Here is a 19,183-nt window from a genome sequence, read left to right on the forward strand (position 1 = left end):
CTGGCCGCGCCGGCCACCGTGCCGGCAGCGTTCTCGGGGCGGGGTGGAAGTCCCCACCGGCGGTCAGCGTGCTTCGGCGCGCGAGCCAGCGAGCGCCGTGCACCGCCCTGGTGGTGCACGGGTCAGCAGACCTGGTGCGATGCCAGGGCCGACGGTCAGAGTCCGGATGAAAGAGCAACGCGTCGTGCGGCAGCCGGCCCCGGCCGGGTGGCGTGCGTGCCGCTGCGCCCCGATGCCGTCGTTCCACCGCATCGAGGCCCCCATGCACACCACCGTTCCTCCATTCGCCGGCAGCGCCCGGAACCTGCAGGTCGCCTGCATCGCGGCGTCGTGGCATGCCGACATCGTCGGCCGCGCCAGCGCGTCGTTCGTCGACACGATGGCGCAGCAGCACTGGCCCGCCGAGCGCATCGCGCACTTCCAGGTGCCCGGCGCCTTCGAGATCCCGCTGCTGGCGCAGCGGCTCGCGCGCAGTGGCCGCTTCGCGGCCATCGTCGCCTGCGCGCTGGTGGTCGACGGCGGCATCTACCGGCACGACTTCGTCGCCGGCGCCGTCATCGACGGCCTGATGCGCGTGCAGCTCGACACCGGCGTGCCGGTGCTGTCGGTGGTGCTGACGCCGCAGGCCTTCCATGCCCACGACACGCACCAGCGCTTCTTCGCCGAGCACTTCGTGCTGAAGGGCGCCGAGGCGGCGCGGGCCTGCCTGCAGCTGCTGTCGCCGGCCTACTTGCAGGCGTTGGACACCGTGTAGTCGATCACCTTCAGCCGGCCGGCGATGATGTCGGCCTTCGCCGCGTCCACACGCGCCTTCATCGCAGGCGTCACGAGCTTCGCGTTGTGCTCGTCCATTGCGTAGTCGACGCCGCCTTCCTTCAGCCCCAGCGCGGTGACGCCGGGCTTGACGCCCTGGAAGGCGTCGAAGACGGCGTTGTCCACGCGCTTGACCATGCTGGTGAGCATGGTGCCGGGGTGCAGGTGGTTCTGGTTGCTGTCGACGCCGATGGCCAGGATGCCGCCGTCCTTGGCCGCCTGCATGATGCCGAAGCCGGTGGTGCCGGCGGCGCTGAAGACCACGTCCACGCCCTGCGCGATCTGCGCCTTCGTCAGTTCGGCGCCGCGCGGCGGGTCGGTCCAGGCGGCGTTGGTCGTGCCCGTCATCGAGGAGTAGGTCTGCACCTTGGGGTTGGCGTACTTCGCGCCCTGCTCGTAGCCGCACAGGAACTTGCGCACCAGCGGGATGTCCTGCCCGCCGACGAAGCCCACCTTGCCGCTCTTGCTGGCCATCGCGGCCAGCATGCCCACGAGGAAGCTGCCTTCGTGCTCGCGGTAGACGAAGCTCTGCACGTTGGGCAGCGGCACCACCATGTCGACGATGGCGAAGCGGCGGTTCGGGAAGTCGCGCGCCACCTTCTCGATCGCGCTGGCCTGCGGGAAACCGATGCCGACGATGGGGTCGGCGCCGCGCTCGGCGAAGCGCCGCGCCGCCTGCTCGCGCTGCGCGGCGTTGGCGATCTCGAACTCGAGGTAGGGCTTGCCGGTCTGCTGCTTCCAGCGTTCGGCGCCCTTCCACGCGGCTTCGCCGAAGGACTTGTCGTTCTTGCCGCCGAGTTCGTAGATCACGGCGGGTTGGGCCGCGGCAGCCCCGGCCAGGGCGGCCGCGGCCAGGGCAAGCAGGCTGTGTCGCATCGGGCTCAGAAGACCAGTTTCGCCTGCACACCGAAGGTGCGCGGCTCGTTGATGAAGCCGGTGAGGTTGTTGAAGTCGATGCCGCCGACGACCCGGATCTGGTTCGTGATGTTGCGCACGTAGCCGGCCACGTCGTAGCGGCCGTTGCCCCAGGTGTAGCCCAGGCGCAGGCCACCTTCGGTCATGGCCTTGCCGGTGAACTCGACGCTCTCGTACAGGAAGAAGTTGACCTTGCTGCGGTAGACCCAGTCGGTGAAGACGTAGGCCTCGCCGTTGCCCACGGGCTGCGTGTACTTCAACGTGAAGCTGGCCGTGACCTTGGGCGCCTGCGGCAGCGGGTTGCCGTCGATCAGCGCCTTGCCGCCGGCCGTGAGCGGGTCGGTGACGGTGCAGTTCGGCCGCGGCGAGGCAGGGTCGCCGAACAGGTACTGCGTGGTGCCGCAGGGCGAGACCGCCAGGCCCGCGTCCTGGATCTTGGTGTCGTTGTAGCCCACGCCCAGCGTGGCGAGCAGCTGGTCGCTCAGCAGCGCCTGCAGGTCGAGCTCGAAGCCGCGGCCCGTGGCCTTCTCGGCATTCAGCAGGATGTTGGCGTTGCCCGCGCCGCCCACCGCGGTCAGCTGCAGGTCCTTCACGGTGTAGCTGAAGACGCCGAAGTTCAGCCGCGCGCGGCGGTCGAACAGGTCGGCCTTGATGCCGGCCTCGAACGAGGTGTTGTTCTCGGGCCGGGCGGTGGACTGGTCGTTGAACGCGCCCGCGCCCTGCACGCTGGAGCCGCGGAAGCCGGTGGCGGCACGCGCGTAGAGGTTCACGTCCTTGTTCAGCGCGTAGGTGGCGCTGAGGTCCCAGTTCGCCTTGCTGTCGCTCAGGCTGGCCGCGGTCGGCCCCAGCGCCTGCAGGTCGGCCAGCGTGCAGCGCGGCGCCGGCAGGCCGGGGTCGAAGCAGGCGGCGAAGGTGTTGAACTCGTAGGCCTCGACGTTGAAGTCCTTCTCGTCCTTCGTGTAGCGCAGGCCGCCGCGCAGCTGCAGCGCCGGCGTGAGCTGGTAGTTCAGCGCGCCGAACACCGCGTAGGCGTCGTTCTTCTGGCGCACGCGCTGGTAGCCGTCCTGCGCGCTGCCGGCGCTGGAGTCGTAGCTGAAGCTCTCGATCTTGTAGTCCTCGCTGAAGAAGAACAGGCCGGCCTGCCAGTTCAGCGCGCCGCTGCCGGTGCTCTCGAGGCGGAACTCCTGCGTGAACTGCTTGTGCGTCGGGATGCCGTCGGCGGTCTCGGACAGGAAGGGGATCGAGCCCGCGCCGCCGCTGAAGTTGTACGGCGGCGCGCCGCCGTCGATGTCGCCGCGGTTGTAGGTGTCCAGCGTCTCCAGGCCGGTGATGGAGTGCAGCGCCACGCCGCCCAGGCCCCAGCGCAGGCGCAGGTTGCCGCCGACGATGGTCAGTTCCGACTCGTTCTTGCCGTCGGTGGCGATCTTCTTCTCGTCGAAGCCGGGCACCAGGTCGTTGGTGCCGGGCTGGATGATGTTGGCGCGGAACAGCCGCGCCGAGCCCTTCAGGTCGCGCGAGTGCAGGTTGGCCAGCGCGCTGAAGTCCTTGTGCGGCGCGTACAGCAGCTGCGCCCGCACGGCGGTGTCGCGGTAGCCTTCCAGGTCCTGCGTCAGGCCGGGCTCGTGGGTGTTCTCCACCCAGTCGCTGCGGCTCTGGTTCAGCAGCGAGATGCGCGTGGACAGCGTCTCGGTCAGCGGGATGGTGGCCGCGCCTTCCAGGTTGACGGTGCTGAAGGTGCCGAAGCCGATGCTGCCGTAGCCTTCGGCCGTCTGGCCCGGCTTGACGGCGTTGAACTTCACCACGCCGGCCGGCGTGTTGCGGCCGAACAGCGAGCCCTGCGGGCCGCGCAGCACTTCCACGCCTTCCAGGTCGAAGGCGGGGAAGCCCTTCAGGATCGGGTTTTCCTGCACCACGTCGTCGTAGACCAGGCTCACGGGCTGCGAGGCGTTGAGCCGGAAGTCGGTGTTGCCGTAGCCGCGGATGTAGAAGCGCGGGAAGGCGCGGCCGAACGAGGACTCGATGTTCAGGCTGGGCACGCGGCCCGACAGCATGCGCACGTCCTGGCCGCTGGTGTTGAGCACGTCGAGGATCTCGGGCGCGAGCACGCTGGCAGAGACCGGCACGTCCTGGATGTTCTCGAGGCGGCGTTCGGCCGTGATCGTGATGGTGGTCAGCTTGCCGGCTTCGGCGGTGGCCGGCGCGGCGGTCTGGGCGTGCGCACCGAGATGCAGCGCGGCGATGGCGGCGGCTGCCAGGGCGTGGTGCGCGGGACGGAAGCGGGGGTGATGCATGAATCCTCCAGGCGGTGTGTGTGTGCGCTCGTGGTGCAAACGGCGTGCCACGTGCACGGCTTGCAGGCAAGCTGCGATGATTGCGCGACCGGCGCCTGCTGTGTGCCACACACGCTGCCGGCGCACCGGCGCTGACGCCAATTCACAACACCCCCATGCTGACCCCCGCCCAACGCCAGGCCTTCGCCGACGACGGCTACCTCGTGCTGCCCGGCTTCAACAGCCCGGAGGAGATCGCCGCAGTCTGCGAGCGCGCCCGCGCGCTCGTCGACGCCTTCGAGCCCGACGCCCGCACCGGCGTCTTCAGCACGCACGACCAGGCGGGCCGGGCGGACGCTGCGCTCATCGCCTCGGCGGACGCCGTGCACTGCTTCTTCGAGGAAGAGGCCTTCGGTGCCGACGGCCGGCTCGTCGTGCCGAAGGCGCAGTCGATCAACAAGATCGGCCACGCGCTGCACGACCGCGACCCGGTGTTCCGGCGCTTCTCGCACGGCCCGCGGCTGGCGGCGCTGGCGGCCGACCTGGGGCTGGAGCGGCCGCAGGTGTGGCAGTCGCAGGTGATCTTCAAGCAGCCGGGCATCGGCGGCGAGGTGCGCTGGCACCAGGACGCCACCTTCTTCGTGACCGACCCGGTCAGCGTGACGACGTTCTGGTTCGCGCTGGAAGACGCGGCGCTCGACAACGGCTGCCTGTGGGTGGAACCCGGCGGCCACCGCGGCGCGCGCGGCGTGCTGCGCGAGCGCTTCGTGCGCGACGGCCAGCGGCTGCGCATCGAACGGCTCGACAGCACGCCCTGGCCCGACACCGGCACCGCCGTGCCGCTGCCGGTGCCGGCGGGCACGCTGGTGCTGTTCCACGGCCTGCTGCCGCACTACAGCGCCGCCAACCGCAGCCCGCGCTCGCGGCTGGCCTACACGCTGCACGTGACCGACGGGCGCGCGGCCTACGCCGCCAGCAACTGGCTGCAGCGCAGCGGGGTCGGCGGGCTCGATTGACCCGCGGGCGAAGGACTACTTTGCCGCGGCCTTCTTCGCGGGGGCCTTCTTCGCGGGCGCCTTCTTCGCGGGCGCCTTCCTGGCCGCGACCTTCTTCGCCACGGCCTTGGTGGCCGCCGGCTTCTTCACCGGCGCAGCCGCCTGCTTCGCCGGGGCTGCCGCCTTGGGTGCCGCAGCCTTGGCCGGCTTGCCGGCCTTCTCGGCCTGGCGCACCGCCTTGTCCAGCGCCTTCTGCGCCTTGCCGATGGCCTTGTGCAGGCGGGCCTCGGCCTTCTTCAGCACGGCCTCGATCTTGTCCTGCGCCACGCCCGTCTTCTGCAGGGCGCGGGCCTTGACCTTGGCCAGCTCGCCGGCCGCCGCCTCGCGCGCCTCGCCGATCTTGTCGTGCACCGCGGCACGCACGTGCTGGGCCGCCTCGCTGAGCTTGTCGACGGCCTGGGCGAGTTCCGGATTGCTGGTCTTGCGGGTGGGCATGAAGGCTCCTTTCGTCGAACGGAAGAGGTGCACTGTAGCCGTGCGGCACGGTGCGCGCGACAACCCTGCGCCATCTGCGCCCCGTCTGCCTTGACCGCGCGCAGACCGCGGTGATCTGCACCTGCCTACGATGCCCGGATGCCGAACGCCGACACCCCCACCCAGACCACCGCCCTGCCTGCCCAGCCCATCACCGACGAGGTGCTGCTGGAGAAGTACGCCAAGGGCGACGAACGCAGCGCCGACGACGTGCACCGCCGCGTCGCGCTGGCGCTGGCGCAGGCCGAACCCGAGGCGCAGCGCGCGCACTGGGAGGCGCGCTTCCTGCAGGCGCTGCAGCAGGGCTTCATCCCGGCCGGGCGCATCCAGTCGGCGGCGGGCACCGGTCTGCAGGCCACGCTGATCAACTGCTTCGTGCAGCCGGTGGGCGACAGCATCGCCGAGGTCGATGCCGACGGCCACCCCGGCATCTACACCGCGCTGGCCGAAGCCGCCGAGACCATGCGCCGCGGCGGCGGCGTCGGCTACGACTTCAGCCGCATCCGCCCGCGCGGCGCCTGGGTCGGCGGCACGCACAGCAACGCCAGCGGGCCGGTGAGCTACATGCGGGTGTTCGACCGCAGCTGCGAGACGGTGGAGTCGGCCGGGGCGCGGCGCGGCGCACAGATGGGCGTGCTGCGCTGCGACCACCCCGACGTGGAGGAGTTCATCCACGCCAAGGACCGCGGCGACCTGAAGAACTTCAACATCTCGGTCGGCGTGACCGACGCCTTCATGCAGGCCGTGGCCGACGACGGCGAGGTGGAACTGGTGCACAAGGCCGAGCCCGGCCCCGCCATCCGCGCCGCCGGCGCCAGCCAGCGCGCCGACGGCCTGTGGGTGTACCGCCGCGTGCGCGCCCGCGACCTGTGGGACCAGGTCATGCGCTCCACCTACGATCACGCCGAGCCCGGCGTGCTGTTCCTGGACACCATCAACCGCGACAACAACCTCTCGTACTGCGAGACCATCGCCAGCACCAACCCCTGCGCCGAACAGCCGCTGCCGCCCTACGGCTGCTGCTGCCTGGGCTCGGTGGACCTGACGCGCTTCGTGCTGCAGCCCTTCACGGCCGCGGCCCGCTTCGACGAGGTGGCGTTCACGCGGCTGTGCGCGGTGGCCACGCGCATGCTCGACAACGTGCTCGACGTCACCGTCTGGCCGCTGCCGCAGCAGCAGGCCGAGGCGCGCAGCAAGCGCCGCATCGGCCTGGGCTTCACGGGCCTGGGCGACGCGCTGGTGATGCTGGGCCTGCGCTACGACAGCGAGGACGCGCGTGCGATGGCGCGCCGCATCGCCGCGGCGATGCGCGACGCGGCCTACGAGGCCTCGGTGGAGTTGGCGCGCGAGCGCGGCGCCTTCCCGCTGTTCAACGCCGACCTGTACCTGAGCGGCGGCCGCTTCGCGTCGCGGCTGCCGCTGCGGCTGCGCGACCAGATCCGCCAACACGGGCTGCGCAACTCGCACCTGCTGTCGATCGCGCCCACCGGCACCATCAGCCTGGCCTTCGCCGACAACGCCAGCAACGGCATCGAGCCGGCCTTCAGCTGGAGCTACACGCGCAAGAAGCGCATGCCCGACGGCGGCTTCAGCGAGCACGCGGTCGAAGACCACGCCTGGCGCCTGTACCGCCACCTGCACGGCCCCGACGCGGCGCTGACGCCGGCCTTCGTGACGGCGCTGGAGCTGCAGGCCGCCGACCACGCCGCGATGGTGGCGGCGGTGGCGCCCTTCATCGACACCGCGATCTCGAAGACCGTCAACGTGCCGGCCGACTACCCGTACGAGGACTTCCAGGACCTGTACCGCCAGGCCTGGGCGGCGGGGCTGAAGGGCCTGGCCACCTACCGGCCCAACGCGGTGCTGGGCTCGGTGCTCAGCGTGACGCCGCCGGCCGAGGCCCCGAAGCCCCTGCGGCTGGACCCGCCGGCCACCGCCGGCACCCAGGACACCAACCGCCGCCTGGCGCTGGAACGCGCGCCGCAGCTGGTGATGGCCAGCCTGCGCTGGCCCGGCCGCCCGGGGCTGCCGGCCGGCAACGCGGCCTGGACCTACATGCTGCAGCACCCGCACGGCGACTTCGCGCTCTTCGTCGGCGAACTGCCGGGCGACGCCGGCGACAACCCGGCGCGCGCCAAGCCCTTCGAGATCTGGGTCAACGGCGCCGAACAGCCGCGCGGCCTGGGCGCGATGGCCAAGACGCTGTCGATGGACCTGCGCGCCGACGACGCCGCCTGGCTGGCGCTGAAGCTCGACGCGCTGGCCACCGTGGCCGAGGAGCGCGCGTTCGAGATGCCGTTCCCGCCGCACGGCACGCCGCGCATGTTCCCCGGCGTGGTGGCGGCCACGGCCGCGGTGCTGCGCTGGCGCTGCGAGCAGCTGGGCGCGCTGCCGCCGCCGCCCGGCGCGCCGACGCCGGTGCTCGACGCGATGTTCAGCCGCGACGAGCCGCGCACCGGCACCTCGGGCACGCTGGCCTGGGCGGTGGACGTGGACAACCCCGCCACCGGCGAGCGCTTCACGCTGACGCTGAAGGAGATTACGCTCAGCGGCCCCGACGGCAGCACCGTCACGCGGCCGTGCGCGATGGGCCTGTCGGGCAACTACCCGCGCGCGCTCGACGGCCTGGCGCGGCTGCTGTCGCTGGACATGCGCGTGATCGACCCGGCCTGGATCGGCATGAAGCTGCGCAAGCTGCTGAACTACGCCGAGCCGCTGGGCCACTTCATGGCCTTCGTGCCCGGGCTGCCGCACGGCGAACGCCGGCAGCAGGTGTGGCCGTCCACCGTGGCCTACCTGGCGCGGCTGGTGATCCATCGCTACGCGATGCTGGGCCTGCTCGACGAGGCCGGCCACCCGCTGCGCGAGATGGGCGTGCTGGCGGCGCCCGCGGTGCAGGCGCCGGCCGCCGGCGTGGCGCCGATGGCCGGCCGGCCGTGCCCCGAATGCGGCAACGCCACCGTGATCCACAAGGACGGGTGCGACTTCTGCACGGCCTGCGGCTACGTGGGGCAGTGCGGCTGAGCACGCAACCGGCGGCGGCGTGACTTCCTGGGACGCGGGCGGCGCGGCCCTGGGCTAGGCTGCGCGCATCGTCTCCGGGCCGCCACCGCGGCCCGTGCGCCACGCCCTGCGCCCGCCGCCATGTCCGACCGCCTCCTGCCCGGCCCTGCCGGTGCCGCCCTCCTGCCGCTGACCCTGGTGCTGCTGCTGGTGGTGGCCGCCCCGGCCACGGCCGCGCCGAAGACCATCTTCCGCTGCGAAGCCGACGGGCAGGTCACCTACACCAACGCACCCTGCGCCGGCGCCCGGGCGCTGGGCACCGGCCGCCACCGCGCGGCGGCCGAGAACCGCTCGCGCTGCCTGGGCTGGCAGCGCGAACTGGCGGCGCTGCAGGCGCGGCTGCGCGACGGCAGCGGCGATCGTGCCGTCGCCGCACAGCGGCTGGACAAGGCAACCGCGCAGGCCCGCAGCGCAGGCTGCTAGTCGAGGTTCAGCGCAGGCTGCTGGTCCGTTCAGCGCAGGCTGCTGGTCCGCGTTCCGCGCGCCAGCGTCCTTCAGTCCGGCCCCGGCGACCAGCGCGGCAGCCGCCAGTCGAGCAGCAGCGCCAGCACGCGCAGGCCGCTGGCCGTGGCCGCACCGGCCAGCACGGCCGCACCTTCGGGCAGGCCCAGGGCCAGCAGGGCCACCAGCACCCAGCCGCCGGCGAACGCGCACACGGCATAGGGCCGGTGGTCGTGGAAGGCACTCGGGATCTCGTTGCAGACGATGTCGCGCAGCACGCCGCCGAACGCCGCGGTGACCACGCCCATCAGCACCGCCACGATGGCCGGCAGCCCCTGCGCCAGCGCGACCTGCGTGCCGCCGGCGCTGAACAGGCCCAGGCCCAGCGCGTCGGGCCACTGCATCGCGCGCTCGGTGGGCGCGAAGTGGCGCGCGCGCAGCAGCAGCATCGCCACGATGCACAAGGCCAGCACGCCCCACAGCCAGCTGGCGTGCTCGACCCAGAAGAACGGCCGCCGGTCGAGCAGCACGTCGCGCAGCGTGCCGCCGCCGAACGCTGCCAGGCCGGCGACGACGCACACGCCCACGGCATCGAGCCGCTTGCGCGCTGCGGCCAGCAGGCCCGACAACGCAAACGCCAGCGTCGCCAGCGCTTCCAGCGTGGTCAGCAGCAGCGCGAGCAGGCCGGCGTCGGCGGCTGGGGGCATGGGCGTCGGTCGGCCGTGGCGTCAGCGCCGGCGAGCAGCGCAGGCCACGTCGCCCTCGGGGCAGCGGCCCAGGGCTTCCAGCTCGGCGGCGCGCAGGCGTGTCATGCGCGCCGCGCAGCGCCAGTAGACGAAGCCCTGCACCGAGCCGCCCGCCGACGGGCCGGCCTCGAAGCGGCAGGCCTGCGTGCGGTACTGCAGCCAGGCGTCCTGCATGCGCCGCAGCTGGGCGCGCTGCGCCGGCGGCAGGTCCTGCGCCAGCGCGCGGTAGCGTGCCGCGTAGTCGGCGCTGGCGCGCTGGAACTCGGCGTCGGCGCAGGCGTTCAGCTCGGCCTGCGTCACGGCGTCGGGGCAGGCGACGGCAACAGCCGCGGGTGCGCTGGCCGGCGCCTCGCCGGCGTGCAGCGTGGCGGCGGCCAGCGCGCCGATCGTGGCCAGCGTGGTGTGCAGCAGGAAGGGGCGTCGCATCGTGGAGCGCTTTCGGCCCGGTCGGGGCGCGTTGCCGTGCAGGCCCGGGAGCCTACAGGAGCCCGGCAGCGCAATCGTTACGATCGCGGCACACCGCCCCGGCCCATGACCGCCCCCGCTCCCGCTCCCGTCACCGCCGCCACCGGGCCCGGCGAGCCGCCCGCGCAGTGCCTGAACTGCACCGGCCCGCTGGCGGCACCGCGGCCGCGCTACTGCCCGTCCTGCGGCCAGGAGACGGCGCTGCGGCCGCCCACCGTGGGGGAATTCCTGCAGCAGTTCGGCGGCAGCGTGCTCGCCACCGAGGGCGCGCTGTGGCGCACGCTGCGCCTGCTGCTGCTGCGCCCGGGCGAGCTGACGCGCCAGTACCTGGCCGGCCGCCGCCGCCACTACGTGCTGCCGCTGCGGCTGTACCTGGCGGTCAGCGTCGTCGTGCTGCTGCTGATGCGCCTGACGGCCAGCGTGCAGCTGCAGGCCGTGCCGCCGGACCAGCTGGTGGTGGACGCCCCCACCAGCTTCCAGATCGACCTGGGCACCGGCCGCGCCGGCGTGAAGGACGGTGTCTTCTACTGCGAGCAGCTGCCGCAGTGGCTGTGCCAGCGTCTGCAGCGCCGCATCGACCTCGACGCGAAGGCGATGCAGCGCGAGGCGCGTGCGCTGGGCGAGTGCTTCGTGGCCAACATCGGCGCGGCGATGTTCCTGCTGCTGCCGGCCTTTGCGCTGGGCCTGCGCCTGGTCTACCCGCGGCGCGGCCTGCGCTACACCGAGCACCTGGTGTTCGCGCTGCACGTGCACGCCTTCTGGTTCCTGATGCTGGGGCTGTCGCTGCTGCCCTGGGCCTGGCTCGAAAGGCTGGCGCTGCTGGCGGTGCCGGTCTACACGCTGCTGGCGATGGGCCGCGTCTACGGCGGCCGCTGGTGGCCGCGGCTGCTGCGCGCCGGGCTCGTGAGCCTGCTGTACGGCATCACGCTGCTGGTGGCGCTGGCTGGCGTGGGGCTGTGGGCCCTGCTGTTCTGAAGACTGTCACGCCGGTCGTCGTTTGATCGGCGTCACGCGAGGTTGACACACCGCAAATCGCTGTCACCGGGCCGCGTTTACGGTGCCTCCATCGACGAGAACGATGGAGCTGTTCCCCATGCGCGTGCTGCTGATCCACCCCAACTACCACTCGGGCGGCGCCGAGATCGCCGGCAACTGGCCGCCCGCGTGGGTGGCCTACCTGACCGGCTACCTGAAGGCCGGCGGCTACCACGACGTGCACTTCGTCGACGCGATGACGCACCACCTGAGCGATGCGCAGGTGCGCGCGCGCATCGAGGAACTGCGGCCCGACATCGTCGGCTGCACCGCCATCACGCCGGCCATCTACAAGGCCGAGGGCCTGCTGCAGATCGCCAAGGACGTGAACCCCGAGATCGTCACGGTGCTCGGCGGCATCCACGGCACCTTCATGTACCCGCAGGTGCTGAAGGAAGCACCGTGGATCGACGCCGTCGTGCGCGGCGAAGGCGAACAGGTGTTCCTGAACCTGGTGCAGGCGGTGGACGAAGGCCGCTGGCTGCACCGCCGCAACGAGATCCGCGGCATCGCGTTCTTCCAGGACGGGCAGGTGGTGGCCACGCCGTCGGAGCCGACGATCCAGGACCTGGACCGCATCAAGCCCGACTGGGGCATCCTGGAATGGGACCAGTACATCTACATCCCGATGGGCGTGCGCGTGGCGATCCCGAACTTCGCGCGCGGCTGCCCCTTCACCTGCAGCTTCTGCAGCCAGTGGAAGTTCTGGCGCGACTACCGCATCCGCGACCCGAAGGCGGTGGTCGACGAGATCGAGGACCTGGTGAAGAACCACCAGGTCGGCTTCTTCATCCTGGCCGACGAGGAGCCCACGATCCACCGCAAGAAGTTCATCCAGTTCTGCGAGGAGCTGATCGCGCGCGACCTGGGCGTGCTGTGGGGCATCAACACGCGCGTCACCGACATCCTGCGCGACGAGAAGCTGCTGCCGATGTTCCGCCAGGCCGGCCTCATCCACGTCAGCCTGGGCACCGAGGCCGCGGCGCAGCTGAAGCTGGAGCGCTTCAACAAGGAGACCACGATCGCGCAGAACAAGAAGGCGATCCAGCTGCTGCGCGAGGCCGGCATCGTGACCGAGGCGCAGTTCATCGTGGGCCTGGAGAACGAGACCGCCGAGACGCTGGAAGAGACCTACCGCATGGCGCGCGACTGGAACCCCGACATGGCGAACTGGGCGATGTACACGCCCTGGCCCTTCAGCGACCTGTTCCAGGAGTTGGGCGACAAGGTCGAGGTCTTCGACTTCGAGAAGTACAACTTCGTCACCCCGATCATGAAGCCCGACGCGATGGAGCGCGGCGAGCTGCTCGACCGGGTGATGAACAACTACCGCCGCTTCTTCATGAACAAGACCTTCTTCCAGTACCCGTGGGAGAAGGACAAGCTGCGGCGCAAGTACCTGATGGGCTGCCTGAAGGCCTTCCTGAAGAGCGGCTTCGAGCGCAAGTTCTACGACCTCGGCCGCGTCGGCTACTGGGGCCCGCAGACGAAGAAGTCGGTGGACTTCGCGTTCGACAAGACGCGCACCTTCGAGCGCCCCGACGCGGCGCAGATCGCCAACAACGACGCCGGCTGGGTCACGATGCACGGCCCGAAGATCGAACACAGGCGGCGCCAGGGCGAGCTGAACGCGGTGATGGCGATCTCGGCCTGCGGCGGTGGCAGCGAGCAGCTGACCGAGGCCGAGCAGGACGCGATCCGATGACGGCCGGCGTCGGCGCGCGGATGACGGGCCGCATCGGGCCGAACGCGATCATCCGCGTCGCCGAGGTGCTGCCGGCGCGCGTGGGCAGCGACGCGACGCGGCGCCTGTTCGACCGCGCCGGCCTCGCGCGCTACCTGGGCGCGCCGCCGCAGGCGATGGTCGACGAAGCCGAGGTGCGGGCGCTGCACGGCGCGCTGCGCGAGGCGCTGGGGGCGCCGGCGGCGCGCGAGGTCGCCCGAGCCGCCGGCCAGCGCACGGCCGACTACCTGCTGGCGCACCGCATCCCGCGTCCGGTGCAGCGGCTGCTGCGCCTGCTGCCGGCGCCGCTGGCGGCGCGCGTGCTGCTGGCAGCCATCGGCCGCAACGCCTGGACCTTCGTCGGCAGCGGCCGCTTCAGCGCGCGCGCCGGCCGGCCCTGCGTGCTGCAGATCGCCGGCAACCCGCTGTGCCGCGGCGTGCAGGCCGACACACCCGGCTGCGACTTTTACGCCGGCACCTTCGAGCGCCTGTTCCGCGTGCTCGTGCACCGCGGCGCGCAGGTGCTGGAGACGCAGTGCGAGGCCTGCGGCGACGCGGCCTGCCGCTTCGAGATCCGCTGGTAGCGCAGGTGCGGCGGCCCGCGGCAGGGCGCGCCGCCTAAAATCGGGGTTCCCCTCGCGGCGCGTGTCGTCTGCCGCTTCCCACCCCCGAACCGGCCGCTGCCATGACCCTGTCCGCCCTCACCGCCCTGTCGCCGCTGGACGGCCGCTACGCCCCCAAGCTCGCCGCGCTGCGCCCGCTGCTCAGCGAATTCGGCCTCATGCACCGGCGCGTGCAGGTCGAGGTGGAGTGGTTCATCGCACTGTCGGACGCGGGCTTCGCCGAGTTCAAGCCGCTCAGCGAAGCCGCGCGCGGCCTGCTGCGCGGGCTGGTCGTGCGCTTCTCGGAGGCCGACGCGCAGGCCATCAAGGACATCGAGAAGACCACCAACCACGACGTCAAGGCCGTGGAGTACTGGCTCAAGTCGCGCTTCGACAGCCACGACGAGCTGAAGACCGCGGGCGAGTTCGTGCACTTCGCCTGCACCAGCGAGGACATCAACAACACCAGCCACGCGCTGATGCTGAAAGCCGCGCGCGACACCGTGCTGCTGCCGGCGGTGGACCGCCTGATCGAGCGCCTGCGCGGCATGGCCACGGCCTTTGCCGCCGTGCCCATGCTCAGCCGCACCCACGGCCAGACGGCCAGCCCCACCACGGTGGGCAAGGAAGTCGCCAACGTCGTGGCGCGGCTGGTGCAGGCGCGCGCGCGCATCGCCGACGTGCGCATCCTGGCCAAGATGAACGGCGCGGTGGGCAACTACAACGCGCACGTCGCGGCCTGGCCCGACTTCGACTGGGAGAGCTTCAGCCGCCGCGTCGTCGAGCAGCAGCTCGGCCTGGCCTTCAACCCGTTCACGATCCAGATCGAGCCGCACGACTACATGGCCGAGCTCTTCGACGCCACGACGCGCTGCAACACGATCCTGATCGACTGGAGCCGCGACGTCTGGGGCTACATCTCGCTGGGCTACTTCAAGCAGAAGACCCGGGCCGGCGAGATCGGCTCCAGCACGATGCCGCACAAGGTCAACCCGATCGACTTCGAGAACGCCGAGGGCAACTACGGCCTGGCCAACGCGCTGCTGACGCACCTGAGCCAGAAGCTGCCGATCAGCCGCTGGCAGCGCGACCTGACCGACAGCACCGTGCTGCGCAACATGGGCGTGGCGCTGGGCTACGCGGTGCTGGGCCACGACAGCCTGGCGCGCGGCCTGGACAAGCTGGAGCTGAACGAGGCCGCGCTCGCGGCCGACCTCGACGGCGCCTGGGAAGTGCTGGCCGAGGCGGTGCAGACCGTGATGCGCCGCCACAACCTGCCCAACCCCTACGAGCGGCTCAAAGAGCTGACGCGTGGCAAGTCCGTCACGCGCGAGGGCTTCCACGCCTTCATCGAGACGCTGGAACTGCCGACAACCGAGCGAGAACGGCTGAAGGCGATGACGCCCGGCAGCTACACGGGCATCGCCGCCCGCCTCGCCACCCGCGCCTGACCCACCACCACCGCACCGCATGCGATTCACCGACACCCTGGCCGCCGCCACCGCGCGCAACGGCTCGATGCTGTGCGTGGGCCTGGACCCCGAACCGGCGAAGTTCCCCGGCGCGTGGAAGAACGACCCGGCGCGCATCGCCGACTTCTGCGCCGCCATCGTCGACGCCACGAAGGACCTGGTCTGCGCCTACAAGCCGCAGGTCGCGTACTTCGCGGCGCAGCGCGCCGAGGACCAGCTCGAACGGCTGATGGCGCACATCCGCCGCGTCGCGCCCGGCGTGCCGGTGATCCTGGACGCCAAGCGCGGCGACATCGGCAGCACCGCCGAGCAGTACGCACGTGAAGCCTTCGAGCGCTACCAGGCCGACGCGGTGACGCTGAGCCCGTTCATGGGCTTCGACTCGATCGAGCCCTTCCTGCGCTGGGACGGCCGCGGCGTGATCCTGCTGTGCCGCACCAGCAACGCCGGCGGCAGCGACCTGCAGGCGCAGCGCCTGGCCAGCGGCGACCTGCTGTACGAACACATCGCCCGGCTCGCCGCAGGGGCCTGGAACCGCACCGGCCAGCTCGGGCTGGTGGTGGGCGCCACGTTCCCCGACGAGATCGCCCGCGTGCGCGCGCTCGCACCGACGCTGCCGCTGCTGATCCCGGGTGTCGGTGCGCAGGGCGGCGACGCCGCCGCCACCGTGCGTGCCGGCTGGCGCGCGAGCGGTCCCATCGTCGTCAACAGCTCGCGCGCCGTGCTGTATGCCGGCAGCGGCGAGGACTTCGCCGCCGCCGCCCGCCGCGTGGCCCTGGCCACGCGCGACACGCTGCAGCGCGCCCGCGACGGCTGCTGACGGCCCGCCAGCCCAGCGCGCCTTGTACGAGACCTCGCCCAACAACACCGCGCTGCATCCGCAGCCGCCCGCGCCGCCCGCGCGCGCGGTGGACACGCGGCGCGACGTGCAGGCGTTGATCGCGCGCGCCTTCTTCGTGGCCGCTGCGGGCGTGTCGGCGTTGTCGGCGCTGCTGATGCTGCTGCTGCCGCCCGAGCGCGCCGGCGGCGGCGCGGCCGGGCCGATGGCCGGCATGCTGGGGCTGGCGCTGCTGGCGCTGGCCTGCCTGCGCCTGCCGGCGCCACGCGTCGGCGCCGGGATGTTCGCGGTGCTGGCGCTGGGCGTCGTGCTCACCGGCGCGGTGTCGCTGCACCTGGGCTGGGGCATCGCCTGGCCCGGCCATGCGCTGTACGGCATCTTCGTGTGCATCCTGTGCACCTCGTCCCACCGCCGCGCCGGCCTGTCGCTGGCGCTGCTGGCCGCGCTGATGCTGGCCGGTGTCTACCAGTTCGCCCCGCCGCTGGGCGTGGCGCGCGTGCCGGGCGACCTGCTGCGGCTGGTGGTGCTGCTGATCACGGTCGGCGTGGGGCTGGCCTCGGGCCTGCTGATCGCGCACGTGGTGCAGCGCTACGTGCGCTCGGCCGACGACCGCGAGCAGCGATTCCGCGGACTGCTCGCGGTGGCGGCCGACGCCTACTGGGAGATCGACCACCAGTACCGCATGGTCACGGCCAACGACCAGCGCCACAAGGGCCGCGCGCTGTCGCTGGCCGCGGGCCTGGGCCAGGTGCCCTGGGAGCTGCCGCAGTTCGGCTGCGACCCCGAGACGCTGGACCTGCTGCTGACCGACCTGGACACGCGCGTGCCCTTCCGCGACCGGCTGGTGCACTGGACCTCGGCCGGCGGGCGCCAGCTCGGCTTCGTCATCAGCGGCGAGCCGCGCTTCGACCAGCGCGGCGTCTTCAAGGGCTACTGGGGCGTGGCGCGCAACGTCACCGACGACCTCGCCGCGCGCCAGGCGCTGCAGGCCACCGAGACGCGCTACCAGGAGCTGTTCGCGCGCATCCCGACGCCGCTGGTGCTGCACCGCGACGGGCGCGTGATCGACGCCAACCCGGCGGCGCTGGACATGTTCGGCCACGACACGCTGGAGGCCTTCCGCGGCCGCGACCTGCTGGCCAGCTACGAGAGCGGGGACTCGCGCGAGCGCGCGCGCCGGCGCCTGGAGGAGCTGAACCTGCAGCCGCTGGGCACGGCGCTGCCGGTGACCGACTTCCGCCTGCAGCCGCGCACCGGCCGCCGCCTTGCGGTGCGCGGCACCGGCGTGCGCGTGGCCGCCCCCGGCGGGCCGGCGACGCTGTCGATCTACGTCGACGACACCGAGCGCCGCACCGCCGAGGAAGCCGTGCGCCGCTCCGAGGCGCTGCTGCAGCACCTGGTGGCCACGAGCCCCGACGTCATCACGCTGACCGACCTGGTGACGGGCCGCTACGCGATGGTCAACCGCACCTTCGAGAAGCTCACCGGCTTCACCGCCGCCGAGGTGGTGGGCCGCACCTCGATGGAGATCGGCATCTGGCACGACGCGGCGTCGCGCCAGCACATCGTCGCCGAGGTGCAGCGGCTGGGCCACGTGAGCGAGGTGCCGGCGCGCTTCAACACCAAGCAGGGCGGCGTCGTCTCGATGCTGGTGTCGGCCGGCCGCTTCGTGATGGACCGGCGCGAGTACCTGGTGGTCAACGCGCGCGACGTCACCGAGACCGAACGCACGCGGCTGGAGCGCGAGGCCATCCTGGCCAACGCGTCGATCGGCATCGCGGTCACGCGCAACAGCCGCTTCGTGCTCGCCAACCCCTGCTTCGAGCAGATGCTGCGCTGGCCCCCGGGCGGCCTGGTGGACCAGCCCGGCAGCGCGGTCTGGCGCGACGCCGATGCCTATGCCGAGATCGGCCGCACCATCGGCCCGCCGCTGGCGCGCGGCGAGCAGGTCGAGCTGGAGCGGCCGGTGACGCGGCGCGACGGCAGCACCTTCCTGGCGCGCATGCTGGCGCGCGCCATCGACCCCACGCACCCGGCCGCGGGCGGCACGATCTGGATCGTCGAGGACGTGACCGAGCGGCGCCAGTTCGAGGGCGCGCTGGCCGCCGCGCGCGACGCCGCCGAGGCCGCCAGCCGCGCCAAGAGCGCCTTCCTCGCCAACACCAGCCACGAGCTGCGCACGCCGCTCAACGGCATGCTGCACCTGGCGCAGATGGCACGCGACCCGGCGCTGGACGGCGAACGCCGGCAGCAGTACCTGGAGCAGATCGCCGACAGCGCGCAGAACCTGGCGACCATCATCTCCGACATCCTGGACCTGTCGAAGATCGAGGCTGGCCACCTCGACCTCGAGCGCATGCCCTTCGACCTGGGCGCGCTGCTGCGCACCGTGCAGCGCGGCTACGCCACGCTGGCGGCCGCGCGCGACCTGCCGCTGACGCTGGAGCTGGGCCCGGGCGTCGACGGCGGCGCGCTCGGCGACGCGCTGCGCGTGCGCCAGATCCTCAGCAACTACCTCAGCAACGCGCTGAAGTTCACCGCTGCGGGCAGCGTGCAGCTGCAGGCCTGGCGCAGCGGCGACCAGGTGCGCTTCGAGGTGCACGACACCGGCCCCGGCATCGACGACGCCACGCAGGCGCGGCTGTTCCACCCTTTCACGCAGGCCGACCAGTCGACCACGCGGCGCTTCGGCGGCACCGGGCTCGGGCTGTCGATCTGCCGCGAGCTCGCGCAGCTGATGGGCGGCACGGTCGGGGTGCGCAGCCGCTTCGGCGCCGGCAGCGTCTTCTGGGCCGATCTGCCGCTGCCGGCCTGCCCGGCGCCTGCGGCGCTGGCGCACGACGGCAGCGCCGCCGGCGCGCTGCAACTGCGCGGCGTGCGGGTGCTGATGGCCGAGGACAACCCGGTCAACATGCTGATCGCCGTGGCGCTGCTGGAACGCTGGGGCGTGCAGGTCGAGCAGGCCAGCGACGGGCGCCTGGCCGTGGAGGCCGTGGAACGTGCCCATGCCGCCGGGCACCCCTTCGACGCCGTGCTGATGGACGTGCAGATGCCGGTGATGAGCGGCCACGAGGCCACGCGCATGCTGCGCGAGCGCGACAGCGGCCGCCACCTGCCCATCATCGCGCTCACGGCCGCGGCCCTCGTCAGCGAGCGCCAGGCCGCCATCGGCGCGGGCATGGACGATTTCCTCACCAAGCCCATCGACGCCGACAGGCTGCGCGAGACGCTGCGGCGCTGGGTGCGCCGCGCGGCGGTCGCCGACTGACGC

At 72.2% G+C, this 19,183-nt stretch carries 15 protein-coding genes and 1 riboswitch; of the genes, 10 read left to right on the forward strand and 5 right to left on the reverse strand.

The window, feature by feature from the left end; translation table 11 throughout:
* Positions 1-25 precede the first annotated feature (25 nt).
* Positions 26-183: riboswitch (FMN riboswitch) on the forward strand.
* Between the two features lie 79 nt (positions 184-262).
* Positions 263-754 carry a 6,7-dimethyl-8-ribityllumazine synthase gene (locus tag ACPOLB_RS14515; protein ID WP_425256706.1) on the forward strand — a complete coding sequence of 164 codons (492 nt, stop codon included), beginning with the start codon at positions 263-265 and terminating at the stop codon, positions 752-754.
* Here the strand turns inward: ACPOLB_RS14515 and ACPOLB_RS14520 are convergent.
* Together ACPOLB_RS14520 and ACPOLB_RS14525 are read right to left on the reverse strand one after the other, a co-directional pair.
* Positions 727-1,689: a BMP family lipoprotein gene (locus ACPOLB_RS14520; protein WP_425256707.1), complete on the reverse strand. Its 963-nt coding sequence runs from the start codon at positions 1,687-1,689 to the stop codon at positions 727-729. The two genes, ACPOLB_RS14515 and ACPOLB_RS14520, sit on opposite strands and share 28 nt — an antisense overlap.
* A gap of 5 nt (positions 1,690-1,694) precedes the next feature.
* On the reverse strand, positions 1,695-4,019 hold the full coding sequence (locus ACPOLB_RS14525; protein WP_425256708.1) for a TonB-dependent receptor: 2,325 nt from the start codon (positions 4,017-4,019) through the stop codon (positions 1,695-1,697).
* Positions 4,020-4,174: 155 nt separating this feature from the next.
* Between ACPOLB_RS14525 and ACPOLB_RS14530 the strand changes: the two genes are divergently transcribed.
* Positions 4,175-5,014 (forward strand): phytanoyl-CoA dioxygenase family protein, encoded by an 840-nt coding sequence (locus tag ACPOLB_RS14530; RefSeq protein WP_425256709.1) that lies wholly within the window; start codon positions 4,175-4,177, stop codon positions 5,012-5,014.
* Between the two features lie 15 nt (positions 5,015-5,029).
* Here the strand turns inward: ACPOLB_RS14530 and ACPOLB_RS14535 are convergent, their stop codons facing one another.
* Entirely contained in the window at positions 5,030-5,488 is a 459-nt protein-coding gene (locus ACPOLB_RS14535) for a hypothetical protein (RefSeq protein WP_425256710.1), read from the reverse strand.
* 138 nt (positions 5,489-5,626) lie between these two features.
* Between ACPOLB_RS14535 and ACPOLB_RS14540 the strand changes: the two genes are divergently transcribed.
* A complete protein-coding gene (locus ACPOLB_RS14540) occupies positions 5,627-8,551 on the forward strand; it encodes an adenosylcobalamin-dependent ribonucleoside-diphosphate reductase (RefSeq protein ID WP_425256711.1) in 2,925 nt (974 codons plus the stop codon).
* A 120-nt stretch (positions 8,552-8,671) separates the two neighbouring features.
* Entirely contained in the window at positions 8,672-9,013 is a 342-nt protein-coding gene (locus ACPOLB_RS14545) for a DUF4124 domain-containing protein (protein WP_425256712.1), read from the forward strand.
* Positions 9,014-9,084: 71 nt separating this feature from the next.
* Here ACPOLB_RS14545 and ACPOLB_RS14550 read toward each other — a convergent pair whose 3' ends face one another.
* Both ACPOLB_RS14550 and ACPOLB_RS14555 read right to left on the reverse strand, forming a co-directional pair.
* Complete coding sequence (locus tag ACPOLB_RS14550; protein WP_425256713.1) at positions 9,085-9,738, reverse strand: trimeric intracellular cation channel family protein; 654 nt, start codon at positions 9,736-9,738, stop codon at positions 9,085-9,087.
* Between the two features lie 21 nt (positions 9,739-9,759).
* Positions 9,760-10,203, reverse strand: coding sequence for a lysozyme inhibitor LprI family protein (locus ACPOLB_RS14555; protein ID WP_425256714.1), 444 nt, complete (start codon positions 10,201-10,203; stop codon positions 9,760-9,762).
* Positions 10,204-10,308: 105 nt separating this feature from the next.
* Here ACPOLB_RS14555 and ACPOLB_RS14560 point away from each other — a divergent pair, with 105 nt between their 5' ends.
* The 6 genes from ACPOLB_RS14560 (at position 10,309) to ACPOLB_RS14585 (ending at position 19,180) form a co-directional block, all read left to right on the forward strand.
* Positions 10,309-11,217 (forward strand): DUF3667 domain-containing protein, encoded by a 909-nt coding sequence (locus ACPOLB_RS14560; protein WP_425256715.1) that lies wholly within the window; start codon positions 10,309-10,311, stop codon positions 11,215-11,217.
* 103 nt (positions 11,218-11,320) lie between these two features.
* Positions 11,321-12,982, forward strand: a complete 1,662-nt coding sequence (bchE, locus tag ACPOLB_RS14565) for a magnesium-protoporphyrin IX monomethyl ester anaerobic oxidative cyclase (protein WP_425256716.1) — start codon at positions 11,321-11,323, stop codon at positions 12,980-12,982.
* Positions 12,979-13,584: a bacteriochlorophyll 4-vinyl reductase gene (gene bchJ, locus ACPOLB_RS14570; RefSeq protein WP_425256717.1), complete on the forward strand. Its 606-nt coding sequence runs from the start codon at positions 12,979-12,981 to the stop codon at positions 13,582-13,584. Before bchE ends, bchJ begins: the two co-directional genes overlap by 4 nt.
* Before the next feature lie 101 nt (positions 13,585-13,685).
* Entirely contained in the window at positions 13,686-15,053 is a 1,368-nt protein-coding gene (gene purB / locus ACPOLB_RS14575) for an adenylosuccinate lyase (RefSeq protein WP_425256718.1), read from the forward strand.
* A gap of 19 nt (positions 15,054-15,072) precedes the next feature.
* A complete protein-coding gene (pyrF, locus tag ACPOLB_RS14580; RefSeq protein ID WP_425256719.1) occupies positions 15,073-15,894 on the forward strand; it encodes an orotidine-5'-phosphate decarboxylase in 822 nt (273 codons plus the stop codon).
* Positions 15,895-15,916: 22 nt separating this feature from the next.
* Complete coding sequence (locus ACPOLB_RS14585; RefSeq protein ID WP_425256720.1) at positions 15,917-19,180, forward strand: PAS domain S-box protein; 3,264 nt, start codon at positions 15,917-15,919, stop codon at positions 19,178-19,180.
* Positions 19,181-19,183: the final 3 nt, after the last annotated feature.

This window comes from Rubrivivax soli, assembly GCF_049810355.1.
Classification (GTDB): domain Bacteria; phylum Pseudomonadota; class Gammaproteobacteria; order Burkholderiales; family Burkholderiaceae_C; genus Rubrivivax.

Excerpts from the sequence above, each read along its gene's own strand:
- bchE (WP_425256716.1), top strand. The coding sequence starts at position 11,321 with ATGGAGCTGTTCCCCATGCGCGTGCTGCTGATCCACCCCAACTACCAC.
- bchJ (WP_425256717.1), top strand. The coding sequence starts at position 12,979 with ATGACGGCCGGCGTCGGCGCGCGGATGACGGGCCGCATCGGGCCGAAC.
- ACPOLB_RS14520 (WP_425256707.1), bottom strand. The coding sequence starts at position 1,689 with ATGCGACACAGCCTGCTTGCCCTGGCCGCGGCCGCCCTGGCCGGGGCT.
- ACPOLB_RS14555 (WP_425256714.1), bottom strand. The coding sequence starts at position 10,203 with ATGCGACGCCCCTTCCTGCTGCACACCACGCTGGCCACGATCGGCGCG.
- ACPOLB_RS14515 (WP_425256706.1), top strand. The coding sequence starts at position 263 with ATGCACACCACCGTTCCTCCATTCGCCGGCAGCGCCCGGAACCTGCAG.
- pyrF (WP_425256719.1), top strand. The coding sequence starts at position 15,073 with ATGCGATTCACCGACACCCTGGCCGCCGCCACCGCGCGCAACGGCTCG.
- purB (WP_425256718.1), top strand. The coding sequence starts at position 13,686 with ATGACCCTGTCCGCCCTCACCGCCCTGTCGCCGCTGGACGGCCGCTAC.
- ACPOLB_RS14530 (WP_425256709.1), top strand. The coding sequence starts at position 4,175 with ATGCTGACCCCCGCCCAACGCCAGGCCTTCGCCGACGACGGCTACCTC.
- ACPOLB_RS14550 (WP_425256713.1), bottom strand. The coding sequence starts at position 9,738 with ATGCCCCCAGCCGCCGACGCCGGCCTGCTCGCGCTGCTGCTGACCACG.
- ACPOLB_RS14545 (WP_425256712.1), top strand. The coding sequence starts at position 8,672 with ATGTCCGACCGCCTCCTGCCCGGCCCTGCCGGTGCCGCCCTCCTGCCG.
- ACPOLB_RS14560 (WP_425256715.1), top strand. The coding sequence starts at position 10,309 with ATGACCGCCCCCGCTCCCGCTCCCGTCACCGCCGCCACCGGGCCCGGC.
- ACPOLB_RS14535 (WP_425256710.1), bottom strand. The coding sequence starts at position 5,488 with ATGCCCACCCGCAAGACCAGCAATCCGGAACTCGCCCAGGCCGTCGAC.
- ACPOLB_RS14525 (WP_425256708.1), bottom strand. The coding sequence starts at position 4,019 with ATGCATCACCCCCGCTTCCGTCCCGCGCACCACGCCCTGGCAGCCGCC.
- ACPOLB_RS14540 (WP_425256711.1), top strand. The coding sequence starts at position 5,627 with ATGCCGAACGCCGACACCCCCACCCAGACCACCGCCCTGCCTGCCCAG.